The sequence below is a fragment of the Microbacterium sp. USTB-Y genome (assembly GCF_023703415.1).
Classification (GTDB): domain Bacteria; phylum Actinomycetota; class Actinomycetes; order Actinomycetales; family Microbacteriaceae; genus Microbacterium.
The window spans coordinates 551,062-567,289 of record NZ_JAGMTU010000003.1 but is presented as its reverse complement, the minus strand read 5'-3'; the positions used below and the strand labels follow the sequence as shown (position 1 = coordinate 567,289).

The following is a 16,228-nucleotide window of genomic DNA, read 5'->3' as shown; positions in this document are numbered from 1 at the left end:
ACGATGAGAACGTCGGTCTCGTAAAGGAGTTTCGGTCTCGCGGATCTCGCGACGGGCGCGTAAGCCCAGCAGCGGATCCGGCGACGGGCCGCGCGTCAGCGCAGCAGCAGGTTCGGCTGCAGCAGGTACTTGAACGAGTCCAGTCCGGCCTGGTCGACCGAGGTCTGGCTGGTGACGAGCACCGGGCTGAGCTTGTTCGCATTGTCCGACGAGGTGAACGTGACGCGCACGAACTCGCTCTTGACCGCGCCGAGCGCCTCGAGCAGGTACTGCGGGTTGAGTCCCAGCGTGACCTCCTCGCCGTTCAGGTGCGCGTCGACCGACTCGGAGGCCCTGGCCTGCTCACCGCCCGATGCGTCCATCGTGACCGAGGAGGTGTCGAACGTGAACCGCAGCGGTGCGGAGCGGTCGAGCACCAGCGCCACACGTCGGACGGCCTCGGTGAGGTCGGCCGTGTTGACCACCGCGTGGTGATCGGTCTGCTCGGGGAAGAGCCGGCGCACCGGCGGGAAGTTGCCCTTGATCAGCAGCGACGTGACGGTTTTGTTGCCGGCGGTGAACGCGATGATCTCGCGGTCCCCGGCTCCGGAGAACGAGATCTGGATGGTGCCCGCGTGGCCGAAGGTCTTCCCGACCTCCTGCAGCGTGCGCGCCGGAACCAGCGCGGTCTGCTCCCCGGCCGCGCCGTCCCAGGGGACGTCGCGGAGCGAGACCCGGTAGCGGTCGGTGGCGACGAGGCTCAGCGTGTTGTCGCCCACTTCGAGCTGGACGCCGGTGAGGACGGGGGTGACGTCGTCGCGCGACGCCGCGAAGGCGACCTGGGCGATGGCGGTGCCGAACTCCTCGGCCGGGACCAGACCGCTGGTGCCGGAGACCTCGGGGATCGAGGGATATTCCTCGACCGGCATGGCCGCGAGGGTGAACCGGGCGGATCCGCAGCGCACCGCGATCCCTCCGTCCTCCTCGACCGAGATCTCGATGGGCGCATTGGGCAGGCGGCTGGCGATGTCGGACAGCAGGCGGCCGTGCACCAGGATCGTGCCCGGTTCCTCGACCGTCGCCTCGATGGTCGTGCGCGCGGAGGCCTCGTAGTCGAACGCCGAGAGCGTGAGGCCGTCGTCGCCGGCCTCGATCAGCACGCCCGCGAGGATCGGCTGGGGGTTGCGCTGAGGCAGGAGCTTGACGACGAAGGACACTGCTTCGCTGAAGACATCGCGATTGACCTGGAACCTCACCGGTGCTCCTTCGTCGATTCGACCCGCAGGGACATGACCGTCGTTCCCTCCGACCCCGGCAGACACCAGGGGATCCCATGCTAATGCCAGCAGGCTTCCCGTCCAGGTCGCAGACCCTCGGATCCGGATCCATCCCCAGGTCGGCCTCGGGAGGTGATCGATGGACCGAGATTCGAAGAGAGTTCTTAACGGTGTTAACGCCTGTGGATACTGTGGATAACTCTGGGGATGCTTTGCGGCCGTAGGGAACTACACGACTGTGACTTGTGGAGACCCTGCGGAAACAGTGGGGTCCGAGGCCCTGCCTGGAAGAACGTGTCGTCCGAGTTATCCACAGATCAGGGTGCTGTGTGGGGAATCCACGCCGTCTGTCGGACGAGATATCCCCAAGTTATCCACATGTGGACTCTCGGGCGGGGCGGATGCCGGATTTCGCCGAGGAGTCGCCGAAAGGCCCGCAGCGGTCCGCGCGGGAGCGGAGGGCGGGCACCGAGCCGCGGGGGGCGAGGACCCGGATCAGCGCCGGCTGAGCTGTGCGGTGATCTCGGTCACCTGGTTGAAGATGGCCCGACGCTCCTTCATGAGCTCGCTGATCTTCTTGTACGCGTACATCACCGTGGTGTGGTCGCGGTTGCCGAAGAGCTGGCCGATCTTCGGCAGGGAGAGGTTGGTGCGCTCGCGGCACAGGTACATGGCGATCTGGCGGGCCGTCGCGATCTGCTGCGATCTGCTCGAGCCGTACAGGTCGTCCTCGGTGAGCTTGAAGTAGTTCGCCGTCGTCGTGATGATGTCGGTCGGCGAGATGATGCTGTCCTCGTCCTGGTCGACGATGTCGCGCAGAGCGGTCTGCGCGGTGGCGATGTCGAGCGCGGAGCGGTTCAGGTTCGCGAACGCCGTGGCGCGGATGAGCGCGCCCTCGAGCTCGCGGATGTTCGACGACACCTTGGTCGCGATGTACTCGAGCACATCATCCGGAACGTGCAGCTGCTCGCTCTGCGCCTTCTTGCGGAGGATGGCGATGCGGGTCTCGAGGTCGGGCGCCTGCACGTCCGTGATGAGGCCCCACTCGAACCGGCTGCGCATCCGCTCCTCGAAGCCGGTGAGGTGCTTCGGCGGGAGATCGCTCGTGATGACGACCTGCTTGTTGTGGTCGTGCAGCTGGTTGAAGGTGTGGAAGAACGCCTCCTGGGTCTCCGCGCGGCCCTGCAGGAACTGGATGTCGTCGATCATCAGGATGTCGACCTCGCGGTACCGCGCCTGGAACGCGGATCCGCGGTTGTTCGCGATCGAGTTGATGAAGTCGTTCGTGAACTCCTCGCTCGACACGTAGCGCACCTTGACCCCGGCGTACAGGGACTGGGCGTAGTCGCCGATGGCGTGCAGCAGGTGGGTCTTGCCGAGCCCGGGCCCGCCGTAGATGAACAGCGGGTTGTAGGCCTTCGCCGGCGCCTCGGCCACGGCCACGGCGGCGGCGTGGGCGAAGCGGTTGGACTGGCCGATGACGAAGTTGTCGAAGACGTACTTCGGGTTCAGTCGCGATTCGTGCCGGATCGGCGTCGGCTGCTGCTCGATCGGGGACTCGACGCGGGCGGGTTCCTGACGGGTCGCGCCGAAGTCGGCCACGGGGATCGGAGCGGTCTGCTGCTCCACCATGTCGTGGTTCACCGTGACGCGGAAGGACGTGACCTCGTCGCCGATGCGGGCGAGCGCCTCCATGATCGGCAGCCGGAGGCGCTTGTTGATCTGGCCGGCGGTGAGGTCGTTCGGAACCTCGAGGTAGAGCGTCGCCGTCATGACCCCGGCGGGGACGGCGAGATTGAGGAAGCCCTGCAGGGGGGCGGTCACGCGCTCATCGCCGACGAGCTCGGCGAGCAGCTCGTCCCAGATCGGGACGTCGGACGCTGCGGATGCGGACATGGTTCCCCCGGGGTGGCTCGGCACAGCCGCGGATTCGATCTCGCTCCTGTGGATAACTGCTCGTGCCACGGTAGTCAGCCTGGGCCGCGAGGGCAACCTGTGACTGGGATCCCCGGACGGCGTGTCCTTGTGAGCGGATCCGTCCACAGGTGTGGATAATGTTCCTTTCGCCTGCTCGGTTTGCGATGTGTGCGGCGACGTCGTAGCCTTAATCGGTTGACTTATGCCATTTCGGCAGTCTTTGTCCACCCGTCTCCGGCCGCGTCGATCCCGGTGACAGCTTCCCTTCCCGGAGAAATCATGAGCAAGCGCACTTTCCAGCCCAACAACCGCCGCCGCGCCAAGAAGCACGGCTTCCGCGCCCGCATGCGCACCCGCGCCGGCCGCGCCATCCTGTCGGCACGCCGCTCGAAGGGCCGTGTCGAGCTCTCGGCGTAATCCGTGCTCGCCCGCCCGCATCGCCTCGTCCGCGGGTCCGACTACCGCACGGTGGTTCGGCGCGGGCGGCGATACGGCGGGCCCCGGCTGATCGTCTCGGTGCTCGACACCGGTGAAGAGCGCCCCGTGCGCTTCGGTTTCATCGTGAGCAAGCAGGTGGGAAACGCGGTGACCCGCAACACCGTTCGGCGTCGTCTGAAGGATGCCTGTGCCCGTCAGCTTCCGTTGCGCGACGGGATCGACGTCGTGATCCGTGCACTGCCGACCGCCGCACACGCGACCTTCGCCGAGTTGCTCGCAGACGTGGACGGCGCCGTCGCCCGGGGGGCGCGATGAGCGCGCTTCCGGCGTACTCCCGTGGGACGGCGCATCTGCATGCCGCGGACGCTTTGCGGGCGGTTCCCCTGGCGCCTCGCAATCTGTTGCTGGGGTTCCTCACCGCCTACCGCGCGGTGGTCTCCCCGCTGTACGGCGATGTCTGTGCGTACTACCCCAGCTGTTCCGCCTACGCTGTAGGTGCGGTGCAGCAGCACGGTGCGGTGAAGGGCGCAGGCCTTTCGGCGTGGCGGATCCTGCGCTGCAATCCCTGGAGCCACGGCGGCGTGGACGATGTGCCGCCGCACAAGAACTTCCGACACGCCCTCACGCCTCGAGGATTCGTCGTACCCTCCCGAAAGGACTGACCAGTGGGTTCCGACCTCCTGTTTGCCGCGTCTACGACGCCCGCTGCCTCGAGCGGCGGCTTCGACCTGCTCGGCACCGTCATGTGGCCCTTCAAGGCCCTGGTCGAGGCGATCCTCGTCGCCTGGCACTGGCTCTTCACCGCGATCGGGATGCCCGGGGCCGCCGGCCTGACCTGGGTGCTGTCGATCGTCGGCCTGGTGCTGGTCATCCGCGCGGCGGTGTTCCCGCTCTTCGTGCGGCAGATCAAGAGCCAGCGCAAGATGATGGAAATCGCTCCTGAACTGAAGAAAGTTCAGGAGAAGTACAAGGGCAAGCGTGATCAGCTGAGCCGCGAGGCCATGAGTCGGGAGACCATGGCGCTCTATAAGAAGCACGGCACGACGCCGATGTCGAGCTGTCTTCCGCTGTTGGTGCAGATGCCCTTCCTGCTCGGAATGTTCTACACGCTGAGCGATGTGAAGAAGCACGCCGTGGCCGGCGAGGGCGGCGTGTGGCTGCTGACGAAGCAGCTGACCAAGCAGTTCTACGACGCGACTCTGTTCGGCGTCGCGCCGCTGCATACGAGCCTCGTCGACGCCGTCCAGCACAAGCCGACCGGCTGGGAGACCACGGTCGCGATCCTCGTCGTCCTGGTCATTCTCATGATCGGATCCCAGTTCTTCACCCAGCTCCAGATCATCTCGAAGAACCTGTCGCCCGAGGCCAAGACCGGCCAGGCGTACCAGATGCAGAAGATCATGCTGTACATCCTTCCGCTGGGCTTCATCTTCTCGGGTCTGTTCTTCCCCCTCGGCGTGGTCATCTACTGGTTCATCAGCAACCTGTGGACCATGGGCCAGCAGTTCCTCGTGCTTCGGGAGATGCCGACACCCGGATCCGATGCCGCCAAGGCGCGCGAGGAGCGTCTCGCTCGCAAGGGCAAGGCCATCAACTCCGAGGGCAAGGTCGTGCCGGTCGCGGTCTTCGAGGCGGAGCAGCAGAAGATGCTGGAAGACGCCGAGCGTCTTCGTGCGCAGCAGCCCAAGCGTCAGCAGCCGAAGAGCGCCAAGCGCGCGAAGAGGGACCAGAGCGGGGAGAAGTCGTGACCGAGCAGGATGTGGCGGAGCCGACGGTCTCCGACCTGGAGCACGAGGGTGATGTCGCAGCGGACTTCATCGAGGGACTGCTGGACATCGCCGACATCGACGGTGATCTGACGCTCGACGTCAAGCAGGGTCGTGCCTACGTCTCGGTCGAGGCCGAGGGAGACGGACTGCGGCTGCTTTCCGCGCCGGACACCGTTCAGGCATTGCAGGAGCTGACCCGCCTGGCGGTTCAGAGCAGCACCGGATCGTTCTCACGGGTGATCCTGGATGTCGCAGGATCCCGCGACGCGCGCCGCACCCAGCTGGAGCGCCTGGTCGACTCGGCCGTGGCAAAGCTCGACGAGGGCGCCTCCCAGGCATCGCTGCCCTCGATGTCGAGCTACGAGCGCAAGCTGGTGCACGACATCGTGGCGGAGCGCGGACTGGTCTCCGAGTCGTACGGCGACGGTCCGACGCGACACACGGTCATCCGCCGCCACTAACGTTTCACGTGAAACATGTCTGACTCGGACTCGGGATCCCTGGAGCGGGAGCCGGCTGTCGCCGCTACGCTCTTCGGCGATCGGATCGACCTCGCCCGGAGCTTCACCTCGGCGCTGGCGGCACAGGGGGAGGGGCGCGGGCTGATCGGGCCCCTTGAGGTTCCCCGACTCTGGACCCGCCACATCCTCAACAGTGCGATCGCGGCGCCGCTCTTTCACGGCTCAGTGGCGGACGTGGGATCCGGTGCAGGACTGCCCGGCATCGTGCTCGGTATCGCTCGACCCGACGTCGAGTGGACACTGATCGAGCCGATGGAGCGCCGCGTCGCGTGGCTCGACGAACAGGTGTCGGCGCTGGGGCTTTCCAACGTGACCGTCGTACGTGGCCGGGCGGAGGACGTGGGTCTCAGTGCACGCTTTGACATGGTGACCGCGCGTGCGGTCAGTGCACTGCGCACGCTGCTTCCGTGGACGGCACCTCTCGTGCGCAACGGCGGCGAGCTTGCCCTGCTGAAGGGCGCGAATGCGGAGAACGAGATCACTGCGGCTCAGAAGCAGATCCGGAAGTTCCTGCTGAGCGACGTTCGAGTAGAGACCCTCGGCGAAGGCGTGCTCGCGGAGACCACACGCGTTCTCCGCGCTACCGTCCGCGCCTGACGCCGCACGGGCCACGCGAGGCAATTGCCCCGAATCGAACCCGCGACGCGGGGAGTGGGCGATTCCTCGGACTCTTCGGCTCCCAGCAACTGGATGCTGAGTGCTCGTTCTCAGGCAGTGATCTTTCCCGCGATGACGATCGCTCCCTGGGTTCGCAGGGGAGTGGGGGCTGCGGCCCGTCGTGAGGATCACGCACGACCGCTCCTCAGCATGGAAAGGGCCCCTGAATGTCATGACGCCTGGGACGCGGGACTTCGGGACCCTGTCTCCCTGCACCTCTCTGTCTCCCTGTACGTCCCTGTGCCCCTGTACGTCCCGTTACTCCTGTACGTCCCTCTACTCCTGTACGTTGCTGCAACCCCACCCCGTCTCCTCGGCCCTGTACTTCTCTGTGCCGCGGCACCTTCCTGTGTCCCCGGGTACCTGGCTGTGGGCCGATACCTCCCTGTACCCCTCTACGTCTCCATTCCCCCTTGGGTCCCGCTACCCCTATAGGTCCCGTTACCTCTGTACGTCCCTGCGCCCCCGGGTGGTGCGCTGCGGACCGCTACCGCCTTTACCCCTGCACGCGCCATTACCTCGTACGTTCCTGGACCCCTTCACTTCTCTGTACGTCTCAGTACCCCTTCACGTCCCTGTACTTCCCCGCACCTCTTCACTCTCGGTGCCTCTCGTACCCCTGCGCCTCCCTGTACCTCCCGTACCCCCTGTACCTCTTCACTTCCTTTTCACCTCCTTCTGCTGCAGTCCGCCCCTGCACCCTTGGGTCTCCGTCACGGGGCTAGGTGCCGGGATCCCAGGTGTGATCGCATGGCGGAAGCGCTGCACGACTGAGGGATCGGTCCACACAATCAGGTTTCACGTGAAACATCGCAAAGATCCCGTCCTCGACGGTGGGATGGTCGGTGGTTCAAGTTAGAGTGGAGATTCCGTCGTTTCCCCGTCGGAGATCGTCGAAAGGAGTGGATGTTTCACGTGAAACAGTCCTCGAACACCTCGACTGCTGAATACGGCGTGGACACCCCCCTGGCGCGGGAGCTCGCAGATCTCACTGCGCGTCGCAAGGCTCTGGAAGCCGTCTCCGTGCACTTCGACGGACCCACGCGGATCTTCACGATCTCGAATCAGAAGGGCGGCGTCGGTAAGACCACCACCGCGGTCAATGTCGCCTCAGCGATGGCGGAGCTCGGCGCGAAAGTGCTGGTGATCGACCTCGACCCGCAGGGAAACGCGTCGACAGCGCTGGGAGTGCCCCACACCGCAGATCTGCAGAGCATCTACGACGTTCTCATCAGTGACGTGCCTCTCGCGGACGTCGTGCAGGTGAGTCCGGAGTCGCCGAATCTCCTCTGTGCGCCGAGCACGATCCATCTCGCGGGCGCCGAGATCGAACTGGTCTCCCAGGTCGCGCGCGAGCACCGACTGCGCACGGCACTCAATGACTACCTGGCGGCGCACCCCATGAACATCGTGATCATCGACTGCCCGCCCTCCTTGGGGCTGCTGACGATCAATGCGTTCACGGCGGCGACGGAAGTGATGATCCCGATCCAGTGCGAGTACTACGCACTCGAGGGGCTGAGCCAGCTGCTGGGCAACATCCGGATGATCCAGAAGCATCTGAACCCTGACCTCACGATGTCGACCATTCTTCTGACCATGTTCGACGGACGTACCCGTCTTGCGCAGCAGGTCGCCGAGGAGGTCCGTGGACATTTCCCGCACGAGGTTCTGAACACCGTGATTCCGCGCTCCGTCCGTGTTTCCGAGGCGCCGAGCTTCGGTCAGACGGTCATCGCGTACGACGGACAGTCGGTGGGCGCCGTCGCCTACCGTGAAGCAGCAGTGGAGATCGCTCGACGGGCGACGAAAGAGAACGAGAAGGGGCACTGATGGCCAAACGCACGGGACTCGGCCGGGGGATCGGCGCACTCATCCCCACTTCGGATGCTGCAGAGCGACCGGTCGACGTGTTCTTCCCCGGGGCGCGGACCACGGAGACCGCGAAGGAGACCACGCCGACGGTCAGTGCGGAGCCCGAGGCGGATCTCGTCGCGGTTCCGGGTGCCCGCCTGATCCGGGTCGACCCGCACGACATCGTTCCGAACCCGCGCCAGCCGCGCACGCACTTCAACGAGGACGATCTGGCTGAGCTTGTGCACAGCGTGCGCGAGTTCGGAGTGCTTCAGCCGGTCGTGGTGCGGCAGAACTCCGACGGCCAGTATGAGCTGATCATGGGCGAGCGGCGCACCCGCGCCGCGCGCGAGGCCGGCCTGGACTCGATCCCGGCGATCCTTCGGGAGACCGCCGACGAAGATCTCCTGCGCGACGCTCTTCTCGAGAACCTGCACCGCTCGCAGCTGAATCCCCTCGAGGAGGCCTCCGCCTACCAGCAGCTGCTCGAGGACTTCGGCATCACTCAGGAGGCGCTCGCCACGCGGATCGGACGCTCCCGACCGCAGGTGAGCAACACGATCCGCCTCCTGCGTCTACCGGTTCCCGTGCAGCAGCGTGTAGCTGCCGGCGTGCTGACCGCGGGCCATGCGCGTGCGATCCTTTCCCTCGACGATGCCGACCTCATGCAGCGGCTGGCAGACAAGGTCGTCAACGAGGATCTCTCGGTGCGCGCGACCGAGGAGGCGGCCAAGGTCATTGCGGCCTCCGGCACCGTGACGAAGTCGGTCAAGCCACAGGCGGGCGCGCGCCGCGCCTACCTCGACGACGTCGCCGGCAAGCTGGGAGACCGCCTCAACACCCGGGTCCAGATCGCGCTGGGCGCCAGGAAAGGCCAGGTCAAGATCGAGTTCGCCTCCATTCAGGATCTGAACCGGATCCTCGAGGAGATCGGCCAGGAGGGTTTCGGCTCCTGAGCCTCTGAGACACCCCTGGTAATCACTCGGCCCGGAACGTCTTCGCTGACAGCGGATGCGTTCCGGGCCTTCGTGTCGGCGGCGCCGCGTAGGCTTGACGGGTGAGTGAGTCCCCGACGCGTCGTGCCAGCCTGGAGGTGTTGCGCGCTGAGGCGGCGGACGAGCTGGCCGTTCTCGTGCAGGAGAGGCTGCTCGGGGGAGAAGACCCGTGGGCGTTCATGGAAGAGCTGCCCAGCGTCGATGAGCTCGTGGTCTTTCTGCTGCGAGCCGACGAGATCGTCGAGAGTGGGGGCGTCCGTCCTGACGAGGCACGCAACTTCGAGGTCCTCCGTCGTATCGCGCTCGACTATCCGGAGTTGACCTCGATCGTGTGGGGCCTACTCGGGGTCGGGCCCAAGTATCGACGCTGGGACCTGCTGGCCGACGACGCTCGCTCCTAGCGACCCACGTGTTTCACGTGAAACGTGGGAGCGTCACAGGACAAGTCGGGAGTCTGGTCCTTGTCGTGGCACCGGTCCTGCACATGAACTGGCGATAACATTCCGCGTCCGTGTCCGCGCTGTCGCGATGCGGACGCTCCGGGCATGCTCCCCGAGCTAGGCGTTTCACGTGAAACCTCAAGTCCGGGGCACTGCATCACAGTCCGGCCGGCCGGATACGTAGCCCCTGCGCCAGCATTCCTGATGGCTGTGAAGAACACGTGACCTGCACCGCGCATGGGCAGCGGGAGGGGAGTCCACCCGGAGAGGTTGTTTCACGTGAAACGCGCTGCGCGGAGCGCCAAGGCGGCGGGGAGGCCGACCCGCACAGCAGCCCTGTGCGAGCAAGCCACATCGGGCAGGCGGGCCGGCTTTGCGCAGGCACGAAAAAGCCCGCCCTCGGAGGAGGGCGGGCTTCGTCGTCAGGGGGTCAGCCCAGGAAGGATGCCAGATCCTGCTCGAGCGCGAACTTCGGCTTGGCGCCGATGATCGTCGTCTTGACCTCTCCGCCCTGGAAAACCTTCATCGCCGGGATCGACGTGATCTGGTACTTCATGGCGAGATCGGGGTTCTCATCGACATTGAGCTTGAGGATGGTGATCTTGTCGGGGTTCTCCGACTGGATCTCGTCCAGCACCGGTGCGACCATGCGACACGGTCCGCACCACGCAGCCCAGAAATCGACCAGAACGGGGCCTTCGGCCTGAAGCACGTCCTGCTCCCAGGTCGCCTGGCTGGTTGCCTTGGCAGTCATGATTCTCCTTGTTCGTGTGAGCGTGTCACGCTCGGTGAAGTCAACAGCAATGGGGGCGGAACTGTTCCCGCCGTTCAGGCGAGGACCGACTCCGCAGGGGTTCCGTCCGAAAGCGCCGCCAGGAAGTGCTCGACGTCCAGCGCCGCCACGGTGCCCGATCCCGCGGCCGTGATCGCCTGACGGTAGGTCGGGTCGATCACATCACCCGCGGCGAAGACGCCCGAAACGGACGTCCGCGACGTGCGCCCGTCGACCCAGATCGTGCCCTCGGGGGTGAGGTCCAGCTTGCCGTGCACCAGGTGGGTGCGCGGGTCGTTGCCGATCGCGATGAAGAGTCCATCGATCGGAAGATCTGTGGTGGTGCCGTCGACCGTGTTGCGCAGGCGCACTCCGGAGGTCGCGTCGTCACCCAGCACCTCTTCGACGGCACTGTTCCAGATGAACTCGATCTTGTCGTTCGCGAAGGCCCGCTCCTGCATGATCTTCGACGCCCGCAGCGTGTCCTTGCGGTGGATGATGTAGACCTTCGAGGCGAACTTCGTGAGGAAGGTGGCCTCCTCCATTGCGGAGTCGCCGCCGCCGACGACCGCGATCGTGCGCTCCCGGAAGAAGAAGCCGTCGCAGGTCGCGCACCAGGAGACACCGTGGCCGGACAGGCGATCCTCACCGGGGATGCTGAGCGTGCGGTAGGCGGATCCGGTCGCGTAGATCACGGAAGCGGCTTCGAGCACCGTCCCGCTGCCGAGCGTGACCTTCTTGATGTCGCCGTCGAGCTCGAGCTCGGTGACGTCGTCGTACAGCACCTCGGTGCCGAACTTCTCGGCCTGCTCCTGCATCTTGGCCATGAGGTCGGGGCCCTGGATCCCCTCGGGGAAGCCGGGGAAGTTCTCCACCTCGGTGGTCTTCATCAGTTCACCGCCGACCTCGACCGAGCTCGCGACGAGCACGGGGTTGAGGTTCGCGCGGGCCGCGTAGATCGCCGCCGTGAACCCCGCGGGTCCCGAACCGATGATGATGACCTGTCGCATTGCTTCTCCTTGCTCTCGCACGCTTCAACACATGGTACCGGCGCGGCATTCCGCGCGGCTGGGCGACCTCGCGGGGCGATCGCACGCCCGGGGCGGCAAGGGGCTCAGGCGACGTCGACGATGCGGGTCCTGCCGAAGACGGGGGAGAGGGACCCGCCCGACAATGAGGCGAGGTCGTCGACGAAGAGCGCCCTGTCGGACGGCGGGATCCAGAGGGTGAACGACGCCACGGCGCCGTACACGACCTCGCCGAAGGAGGATCCATGGGCTGCGGCCCAGTCGCGCAGACCGTTGTCGATGCGCCCGGCGTCGGCATGCGGCACATCGACGCGCGCCTCGAGCAACTCGCGACGATGGAGCAGCACGGCCTCGTCCAGCGCATCGGAGACCGCCGTGGAGTACGCCCGGATCAGGCCGCCGGCGCCGAGCTTGACGCCGCCGAAGTAGCGGGTGACCACCGCGACCACGTCGGTGAGGCCGCGCCGGCGCAGCACCTCCAGCATGGGGATCCCGGCTGTGCCGGAGGGCTCTCCATCGTCCGAGGATCGTGCCTGATCCCCGGTGACGCCGGTCACCATCGCGGTGCAGTTGTGACGGGCATCCCAGTACTGCCGGCGGACGGACGCGATCACCTCGTCAGCCTCAGCCACGGACCGGACCGGGACCAGATGCGCGATGAAGCGCGACTTCTTCACGATGAGCTCGCGCGTGACGGCGGCGGCGATCGTGTCGGGGTAGGTGCGTGTCATGACGGCGGGTGGATGCCGGTGTTCATCGGGACGGCGCGAAGCGGCGCACGAGGCCCTTCAGCGCGTCGAGTTCCGGAGCGCGCAGCAGAGCGAGCAGGCCGAGATAGACCACGAGGACCGCCCCAGCGATGATGAGGCAGCCGATCGCCGCCGGGATCCGGTCCGCTGTCGTCCACCCGTGCGCGCCGCCGAGGAGGAGGAAGACTCCCCAGCCCGCCGCCGTGGCGGGGATCGCCGCGAGGACGAATCGGCCCAGCGCGAGGATCCACCGGCCTGTGCCGATGCCGTTGAGACGGCGGTGCAGGAGCGCCGTCGCGACGATCGTCTGCAGGATGCTGGCCAGGGACTGACCGAGCGCCAGCGTCGCCGCCAGCGCCGACAGCGGGACGATGCCGGCCTCGTGGAGCAGCTTCGTCCCGAAAGCGGTGGCGGCGATGAGCACGCACTGGAAGATCGTGAAGAAGAAGGGCGTGCGGGTGTCGCCGAGAGCGTAGAACGTGCGCTGCACGATGAAGAGGACCGCAAGGGGCAGCAGGGCGACCAGGTAGCCGACGAGCACGAGGGCCGCGGCCTGGGCCTCGTCGGGGTTGTCGGTGAAGATGCGCGAGGCGGGGATCGTCGCGGCGACCACGGCGGCGAGAGCGCCCGTCAGGAAGAAGCCGAGGGTGCGGATGCTGCGGCCGATGTCGCCGCGCAGGTCATCGATGCGTCCGGCATGGGCGTGCTCGCTGAGCTGAGTGAAATAGGGGGTGCCGATCGACAGCACGATCACCGAGTAGGGGAGCATGAAGATCAGCCAGGCGTTGTTCATCACGGTGAGGGAGACGTCATCGCCCGATGCCTCGAGCGCGACGCTGTGCTGGTAGAACCCGGCGATGAGGCTCGACAGCGCCATGAGCATGGTCCAGCCGGCGAGCTTGCCGACGTTGCTGAGACCCACCCCGCGCCAGCGGAAGTCGACGCGTAGCGCGAGCCTGGTGCGCGGCCAGAACGCGAGCAGGACGCCCGCCTGCACGGCGATGCCCAGGGTGGCCGTGGCTCCGAGCCAGGCGATGCGGTCGGCGGGCCAGTCGGAGACATCGGTCAGCGGCGTTCCGAAGAGGGAGCCGATGATGAGGAAACCGGCGATCGAGACCACGTTGTTCACGACCGGCGCCCAGGTGAACGGCCCGAAGATCTTGCGCGCGTTCAGCGTCTCCCCGATGAGGGCGTAGAGACCGTAGAAGAAGATCTGCGGCAGGCACCAGTACGCGAAGGCGATGGCGAGCTGCTGCTGCTCGACGGTCGTACCCGCCTTCATGATGACGGTGACGATCCAGGGCGCGGCGAGCATCGCCACGGCGGTGGCTGCGAGCAGCAGGACGGTGCCGGCAGTGAAGATCTTCGAGATGAACGCGCTGCCGCCGTCCTCCCCGGCGACCGCCTTGACGATCTGGGGCACGAGAACCGCGGTGAGCAGCCCCACCGAGATGATCGAGAACACATCGTTCGGCAGCTGATTGGCGAGCGCGAAGGCATCCGGGGCCTTGCCCACGGCCCCGATCACGCCCACCAGCACGATCGTGCGCAGCAGGCCGGTGATCCGCGACACCATGGTGCCTGCCGCGAGCAGGGCGCTCGCGCGGCCGAGGCTACTCATGCTTCTCCTCACCCGTGGCGACATCACCGTCCGTTGCGACATCATCCTCCGATGGATCCATGCCGTCTGCGGAATGCTTCTCCGCGGCGGCCCTGCGCCGGCGGATGGTGCGGAAGATTCCTCCGGCGATGAGCAGCAGGCCGAGGGCGCCGAACACGACGAGGCCGATGGTCTCCCACTCGGCACGGATCGTGAGTCGCGCGGTCTGCTGCGGCCCGATCGCGACGCCGGTCGGGCTCGTGAGCGACATCGTGAGCGTGATCTCGGCGGTGGCGACGTGCGACTCCAGCGGCAGGCGCACCGGCGTGGTGCTGGACGGCTGGGCCTCGACGTCGGTCGCCTTCGGCACGTCGATCCGCGAATCGCTGGGGACGACGTTCAGCCGCACGCGCACCGGGTAGGGGAGCTCGTTGCGCACCCATACGGGCACGGTGACCTTGGGGCTGATCAGGATCGGATTGGACGGCTGGATCCCGACGGCGTTCAGGGTCTTCTGCGTCGCCTGTCGGTGCGTCCGCAGCGCCGAGGCGAAGTCATCGGGCGTGGTGTGCAGCCCGACGCCGAGCAGGCGCATCATCGAGATGCGCTCGCGTACCGTCAGGTCGGCGGGGCGCTCCAGGATGGTCGCGAACTGTGTGAGCTTGTCGGCATCCTGATTCAGCGTGACGACGGCGGCGCCCCTGTCCTCGGCCGACTCGGTGGAGACCGTCAGCTCGGTGGGAGGGTTCGACAGCACGCGGTCGAGGCGGCCATCGAGGCCTCCGCTGAAGGCCGTCACCGCGCTGGAGAGCCCCTCTTCGGAGCGGGTGTCGGCGCGTGCGAGCCCGGCGAGAACGGTCGAACCGGGGGCGTCGAACCAGAGCATCGCATTGGCGGTGATCAGTGCCCCGCCGCGGGCCGAGGCATCGGACTGCGCCGCTGCGGCGCTCAGCGCGGCGGACACGGCGGCGTCGGCGACGAGCACGGAGGAGCCACCGACCGAGCCCCGTGCGGCGACCGCCGCACCTTGCGCGCCCGCCGTGAAACTCGTCGAGGGCAGGATCGACACCGTGTCGCCCCCTGCCGGGCCGTAGTGCGACATCGTCGCCACCTGATCGGCGGTCACCTCGCCGCGCGGCCACAGGATGTCGGTGCGTGCGCCGGCGATCGCATCGGCCGTGGAGGGCACGGCACCGGCCGTCGTGGCCGTCGTCGCGGTGGGGGTCGGCGTCGGGGTCGTGGGAGTGCCCGCGGGACCGAGGAAGGGGGTGAAGTCATCCACCGCGAGTGGCGCAGTCAGCCCGGCCGCCGCCTGTGCGGTGGTGTCGGCGTCGGCGAACTGCAGGGAGAAGCGCTCGTTGGGGAGCGCCTCGAGCCGGGAGAGCCATGCCACAGCCGTCGCGGGGGCGGCGGTGCCCAGCACCCGGATCGCCGCGACGATCGAGGGGTCGACCGCGAGCACGGCCGGTGTGCCCGCGACGCCGTCGAGCTGCGCGGTGAGGGCTCCCTCCGGGGCGGTGAGCGCCGTGAGCTCGGTCGCGCTGAGCAGGACGCCCTCGGGCGCCGCCGTGATGGGGACGACCGTGACGACCGTCGCGGGCGCACCCTGCGCGACGACGAGGGCGGTGCGCGACTCGGCCGAGGAGGTCGGGCTCCCCGTCGCTGCCGCCTCGAAACGCGCGCGCAGGGGATAGACGCCGGGGTTCAGCGCCCCGACATCGGCGCCCGGTACGACGACCTGCGTGCGGGAGACGCCCTCGGCATCCAGCACCGTGGTCCGCACATCGCCGATGGGGCTGAGTGCGGGCGCGTCGGCGGATCCGTCCAGCCAGGCGCCCACTGCACGGCGGTCGGCGAGGGCCGTGCGGCCGAGCTCGAGGTGGACAGTGCCCGCACCGAGCCCGGTGGTGGCGTCATTGCGCAGCGTCAGAGTCGCCGTCAGCGGGCTGCCGGAGACATAGGCGCCGTTGGCGTCGGGGAGCAGGGAGAGCAGCAGGCCCGCGTGCGAGGGCGTCTGCGTGGGGCTCGGCGCCGGAGTGCTCGCTGCAGCGACCGGCGTCGGTGCGGCGAGCGGCAGCACGAGGCCGAGGGCGACGACGAGCGCCCCGGCCGCGCGGCGGAGGCGCTGGCGCAGGGGAGATCTCACAGTCGTTGTCGCAGTCATCGAGGATCCGTCGGGCGCGCGGGGCGCGGCGAGTGCTGGCCTTGAGAGTCTAGGCGGCGCGGTGTGCG

General features: G+C 67.3%; 16 protein-coding genes. 9 read left to right on the top strand and 7 right to left on the bottom strand.

Going from position 1 to position 16,228, the window contains the following annotated elements:
- Positions 1–95 precede the first annotated feature (95 nt).
- Both dnaN and dnaA read right to left on the bottom strand, forming a co-directional pair.
- Positions 96–1,235 (bottom strand): DNA polymerase III subunit beta, encoded by a 1,140-nt coding sequence (dnaN, locus tag J8G10_RS09885; protein WP_251443827.1) that lies wholly within the window; start codon positions 1,233–1,235, stop codon positions 96–98.
- 516 nt (positions 1,236–1,751) lie between these two features.
- Positions 1,752–3,152, bottom strand: a complete 1,401-nt coding sequence (gene dnaA / locus J8G10_RS09880) for a chromosomal replication initiator protein DnaA (protein WP_251443825.1) — start codon at positions 3,150–3,152, stop codon at positions 1,752–1,754.
- A gap of 300 nt (positions 3,153–3,452) precedes the next feature.
- Between dnaA and rpmH the strand changes: the two genes are divergently transcribed.
- The 9 genes from rpmH (at position 3,453) to J8G10_RS09835 (ending at position 9,808) form a co-directional block, all read left to right on the top strand.
- Positions 3,453–3,590, top strand: a complete 138-nt coding sequence (rpmH, locus tag J8G10_RS09875; protein ID WP_116241601.1) for a 50S ribosomal protein L34 — start codon at positions 3,453–3,455, stop codon at positions 3,588–3,590.
- Positions 3,591–3,593: 3 nt separating this feature from the next.
- Complete coding sequence (gene rnpA, locus J8G10_RS09870; RefSeq protein ID WP_251443823.1) at positions 3,594–3,926, top strand: ribonuclease P protein component; 333 nt, start codon at positions 3,594–3,596, stop codon at positions 3,924–3,926.
- Entirely contained in the window at positions 3,923–4,273 is a 351-nt protein-coding gene (gene yidD, locus J8G10_RS09865) for a membrane protein insertion efficiency factor YidD (RefSeq protein WP_251443821.1), read from the top strand. Before rnpA ends, yidD begins: the two co-directional genes overlap by 4 nt.
- Before the next feature lie 3 nt (positions 4,274–4,276).
- The gene (yidC, locus tag J8G10_RS09860) at positions 4,277–5,359 is read left to right on the top strand and encodes a membrane protein insertase YidC (protein WP_251443819.1); all 1,083 of its coding nucleotides are present in this window, start codon (positions 4,277–4,279) and stop codon (positions 5,357–5,359) included.
- Positions 5,356–5,841 (top strand): R3H domain-containing nucleic acid-binding protein, encoded by a 486-nt coding sequence (locus J8G10_RS09855; protein WP_251443817.1) that lies wholly within the window; start codon positions 5,356–5,358, stop codon positions 5,839–5,841. Before yidC ends, J8G10_RS09855 begins: the two co-directional genes overlap by 4 nt.
- 15 nt (positions 5,842–5,856) lie before the next feature.
- Positions 5,857–6,498 carry a 16S rRNA (guanine(527)-N(7))-methyltransferase RsmG gene (gene rsmG, locus J8G10_RS09850; protein ID WP_251443815.1) on the top strand — a complete coding sequence of 214 codons (642 nt, stop codon included), beginning with the start codon at positions 5,857–5,859 and terminating at the stop codon, positions 6,496–6,498.
- 966 nt (positions 6,499–7,464) lie between these two features.
- Positions 7,465–8,391 carry a ParA family protein gene (locus J8G10_RS09845; RefSeq protein WP_251443813.1) on the top strand — a complete coding sequence of 309 codons (927 nt, stop codon included), beginning with the start codon at positions 7,465–7,467 and terminating at the stop codon, positions 8,389–8,391.
- Entirely contained in the window at positions 8,391–9,368 is a 978-nt protein-coding gene (locus tag J8G10_RS09840) for a ParB/RepB/Spo0J family partition protein (RefSeq protein ID WP_251443810.1), read from the top strand. The genes J8G10_RS09845 and J8G10_RS09840 overlap by 1 nt, the downstream gene beginning before the upstream one ends.
- A 101-nt stretch (positions 9,369–9,469) precedes the next feature.
- Entirely contained in the window at positions 9,470–9,808 is a 339-nt protein-coding gene (locus J8G10_RS09835) for a tryptophan synthase subunit alpha (RefSeq protein WP_251443808.1), read from the top strand.
- A gap of 469 nt (positions 9,809–10,277) precedes the next feature.
- Here the strand turns inward: J8G10_RS09835 and trxA are convergent, their stop codons facing one another.
- The 5 genes from trxA to J8G10_RS09810 form a co-directional block, all read right to left on the bottom strand.
- Complete coding sequence (gene trxA / locus J8G10_RS09830) at positions 10,278–10,652, bottom strand: thioredoxin (protein ID WP_292883549.1); 375 nt, start codon at positions 10,650–10,652, stop codon at positions 10,278–10,280.
- 23 nt (positions 10,653–10,675) lie between these two features.
- The gene (gene trxB / locus J8G10_RS09825; protein ID WP_251443804.1) at positions 10,676–11,629 is read right to left on the bottom strand and encodes a thioredoxin-disulfide reductase; all 954 of its coding nucleotides are present in this window, start codon (positions 11,627–11,629) and stop codon (positions 10,676–10,678) included.
- A 104-nt stretch (positions 11,630–11,733) separates the two neighbouring features.
- Positions 11,734–12,378 carry a YigZ family protein gene (locus J8G10_RS09820; protein ID WP_251443801.1) on the bottom strand — a complete coding sequence of 215 codons (645 nt, stop codon included), beginning with the start codon at positions 12,376–12,378 and terminating at the stop codon, positions 11,734–11,736.
- Positions 12,379–12,400: 22 nt separating this feature from the next.
- Positions 12,401–14,017, bottom strand: coding sequence for a murein biosynthesis integral membrane protein MurJ (gene murJ / locus J8G10_RS09815; protein WP_251443798.1), 1,617 nt, complete (start codon positions 14,015–14,017; stop codon positions 12,401–12,403).
- Complete coding sequence (locus tag J8G10_RS09810) at positions 14,010–16,160, bottom strand: DUF6049 family protein (RefSeq protein ID WP_251443796.1); 2,151 nt, start codon at positions 16,158–16,160, stop codon at positions 14,010–14,012. The genes murJ and J8G10_RS09810 overlap by 8 nt, the downstream gene beginning before the upstream one ends.
- Between the last annotated feature and the right edge of the window lie 68 nt (positions 16,161–16,228).

Excerpts from the sequence above, each read along its gene's own strand:
- dnaA (WP_251443825.1), bottom strand. The coding sequence starts at position 3,152 with ATGTCCGCATCCGCAGCGTCCGACGTCCCGATCTGGGACGAGCTGCTC.
- rpmH (WP_116241601.1), top strand. The coding sequence starts at position 3,453 with ATGAGCAAGCGCACTTTCCAGCCCAACAACCGCCGCCGCGCCAAGAAG.
- yidD (WP_251443821.1), top strand. The coding sequence starts at position 3,923 with ATGAGCGCGCTTCCGGCGTACTCCCGTGGGACGGCGCATCTGCATGCC.
- rsmG (WP_251443815.1), top strand. The coding sequence starts at position 5,857 with ATGTCTGACTCGGACTCGGGATCCCTGGAGCGGGAGCCGGCTGTCGCC.
- J8G10_RS09845 (WP_251443813.1), top strand. The coding sequence starts at position 7,465 with ATGTTTCACGTGAAACAGTCCTCGAACACCTCGACTGCTGAATACGGC.
- J8G10_RS09840 (WP_251443810.1), top strand. The coding sequence starts at position 8,391 with ATGGCCAAACGCACGGGACTCGGCCGGGGGATCGGCGCACTCATCCCC.
- trxB (WP_251443804.1), bottom strand. The coding sequence starts at position 11,629 with ATGCGACAGGTCATCATCATCGGTTCGGGACCCGCGGGGTTCACGGCG.
- J8G10_RS09820 (WP_251443801.1), bottom strand. The coding sequence starts at position 12,378 with ATGACACGCACCTACCCCGACACGATCGCCGCCGCCGTCACGCGCGAG.
- murJ (WP_251443798.1), bottom strand. The coding sequence starts at position 14,017 with ATGAGTAGCCTCGGCCGCGCGAGCGCCCTGCTCGCGGCAGGCACCATG.
- J8G10_RS09810 (WP_251443796.1), bottom strand. The coding sequence starts at position 16,160 with ATGACTGCGACAACGACTGTGAGATCTCCCCTGCGCCAGCGCCTCCGC.